We start from the raw sequence: 2,216 nt of genomic DNA on the forward strand, positions 1-2,216 counted from the left end.
GGAACTCCTAGGGAGTTCACCGATGATCGCACGTCTCTTTTCCGCTGCGGCCCTCACGGCCGTCCTCGCCGCCCCCGCCTTCGCCCAGGCACCGGCTCAGACCGGCACCGGCGGCGATCCGGCATCCACCATCTACGCGCCGAACACCTCGGCCGTCGGACGCACCATGCCGCCGGCCGGGGGCGGAGGCGCGCGCCGGGAGCGGGACTCGAACAACCCCGACCGGGAAACCGCCATGGAGCGGAAGAACGACAAGATCGACACCGGAATCTGCATCGGCTGCGACAAGTAGCTCGCGGCAGCCTTCGGGTCACTCCGACCAGCGCAGCGCCGCGGCGGCGGCCAGGGTCCCGACCACCCCCGCGATCAGGCTCAGGGCGGCCAGCACCGCGAGCGGGGTCGTGAAGGGCACCGTGCCGCCGAGCGCGGCCTCCGCCGCCGAGACGCCGAAGATCAGCGTCGGGATCATCAGCGGCAGCACGACGATCGCCAGGATCAGGCCGCCGCGGCGGATGGTGGCCGTCAGCGCCGCGCCGACGGCGCCGATGAAGGCCAGGGCCGGCGTGCCCAAAGCGAGCGTCAGGGCCGTGGCTCCCATGGCCGTCGGCGAGAGCGCCACCAGCAATCCGAACAGCGGCGAGGCGAGGGCCAGCGGCAGGCCGGTGGTGAGCCAGGAGGCGAGGACCTTCGCCAGCACCACCATCTCCAGCGGCACGGCGGCGCCGGTCATCAGGTCGAGGGAACCGTCCTCCTCGTCCGACTGAAACAACCGGTCGAGTCCGATCAGGGTGGCGAGCACGGCCGAGAGCCACAGGATCGCCGGGCCGATCCGCGAGAGCAGGTTCAGGTCCGGCCCCAGGGCGAAGGGCACCAGCACCACGATCATCAGGAAGAAGACGAGCGACAGCGCCCCCGAGCCGCCGACCCGGGCGGCGAGCTTCAGGTCGCGCGCGAGCAGGGCCGAGAAGGCGCGGATCATAGCCAGTCCTCCGATTCGAGCGCTTCCTCGGGAGCGGCTGTGGACAGGGCGGGTCCGATGCGCAGCTCGCGCGCGTCCTCCAGGCCGAGGGCTTGGTGGGTCGCGGCGACGACGAGGCCTCCTTCAGCCCGGTGGCGCCGCATGAGGCCGGCCAGGACGCCCTGCGAGGCGAGATCGAGGGCGGCGGTCGGCTCGTCGAGAAGCCAGAGCGGCCGGCGGCAGACGAGGAGCCGTGCCAGCGCGACCCGGCGCCGCTGCCCCGCCGACAGGTAGCCGACCGGCAGCCGCGCCACGTGCGGCAGGCCCATCGCCTCCAGGGCCTCCGTCGGCGAGGCGGCGGGATTGCCGAGAAGGTCGCGGGCGAATTCGAGATTCTCCGCCGCCGTCAGCGCCGACTTCAGCCCGTCCCGGTGCCCGACCACGTGGAGGCATTCCGGCAGGGTGGCCTCGCCGATGTCCTCGGCGCGGATCGAGCCGGCATCGGGCTTGAGGCGCCCGGCCAGCATCGTCAGCAGGCTCGACTTCCCCGCCCCGTTGCGCCCGGTCACCATGAGCCCCTCGCCGGGGCCGACGGCAAACGAGAGCCCGGCGAAGATCCGGCGTCCCGAGCGGCGGCAGGCGAGAGTCTCGACGATCAACCGCACGGATCGGCCTTGGGTGAGGGGAAAGTCCGCACGTCTCGTCGTCGTCCCTAAGAGGGCTGATCGGTCTCCCTCGACACGAGGGGCGGTTCGCGTCCGGATCGCGTCCGCGAGCCGGTGGTCGGCGGCCTATAGCCGATCGTTCGGCGCCGCGCGAACCGTGCGCGTCCTCGGTGCATTGACTCCAGGAGGCCGACCGGTGGCCGCGAAGGATGCACCCCATGGATGCCGAGCCGTCCCCGCGGGCTCCGCCCCGCCTGACCGAGGAGGATGCGGCCCGCGAACCGGCCGCTCTGGCCGGACGCGAGCAGCTCGAAGCCCGGCTGGCGCGGCTCTCGGCGGATCGGCGCGACGCGTTCCGGGCGGCGGTGCGCCGCTGCTACGTGTTCGCCGGCAAAGGCTGATCCCGTCATTTCTGCAGGGCCGACAAGGCGGGACTGTCAGTCGCGCGCCTGTGTCATCGGGCCAGTAGCGGCCTATTTCGAAACGTTCTATAGACCGGCCCAGGCTGCGCCGCGCGATCATTCAAGGGCGTCCAAACCGCCCCTCGCGCACCATCCTGAGTGTCATTCGCGGGCCTCCCGGCGCCGGGAGTT

At 72.2% G+C, this 2,216-nt stretch carries 4 protein-coding genes; 2 read left to right on the plus strand and 2 right to left on the minus strand.

Annotated features, from left to right (window positions below):
• Positions 1-22: 22 nt before the first annotated feature.
• The gene (locus tag MFF42_RS25705) at positions 23-292 is read left to right on the plus strand and encodes a hypothetical protein (RefSeq protein ID WP_238258797.1); all 270 of its coding nucleotides are present in this window, start codon (positions 23-25) and stop codon (positions 290-292) included.
• Positions 293-310: 18 nt separating this feature from the next.
• Here MFF42_RS25705 and ccmB read toward each other — a convergent pair whose 3' ends face one another.
• Together ccmB and ccmA are read right to left on the minus strand one after the other, a co-directional pair.
• Positions 311-979, minus strand: coding sequence for a heme exporter protein CcmB (gene ccmB / locus MFF42_RS25710; protein ID WP_238258798.1), 669 nt, complete (start codon positions 977-979; stop codon positions 311-313).
• Positions 976-1,623, minus strand: a complete 648-nt coding sequence (ccmA, locus tag MFF42_RS25715; protein ID WP_238258799.1) for a heme ABC exporter ATP-binding protein CcmA — start codon at positions 1,621-1,623, stop codon at positions 976-978. The genes ccmB and ccmA overlap by 4 nt, the downstream gene beginning before the upstream one ends.
• 218 nt (positions 1,624-1,841) lie before the next feature.
• Here ccmA and MFF42_RS25720 point away from each other — a divergent pair, with 218 nt between their 5' ends.
• Complete coding sequence (locus tag MFF42_RS25720; RefSeq protein WP_238258800.1) at positions 1,842-2,024, plus strand: hypothetical protein; 183 nt, start codon at positions 1,842-1,844, stop codon at positions 2,022-2,024.
• Positions 2,025-2,216: the final 192 nt, after the last annotated feature.

The sequence above is a fragment of the Methylorubrum podarium genome, from assembly GCF_022179745.1.
GTDB lineage: Bacteria > Pseudomonadota > Alphaproteobacteria > Rhizobiales > Beijerinckiaceae > Methylobacterium > Methylobacterium podarium.

Excerpts from the sequence above, each read along its gene's own strand:
- MFF42_RS25705 (WP_238258797.1), top strand. The coding sequence starts at position 23 with ATGATCGCACGTCTCTTTTCCGCTGCGGCCCTCACGGCCGTCCTCGCC.
- MFF42_RS25720 (WP_238258800.1), top strand. The coding sequence starts at position 1,842 with ATGGATGCCGAGCCGTCCCCGCGGGCTCCGCCCCGCCTGACCGAGGAG.
- ccmB (WP_238258798.1), bottom strand. The coding sequence starts at position 979 with ATGATCCGCGCCTTCTCGGCCCTGCTCGCGCGCGACCTGAAGCTCGCC.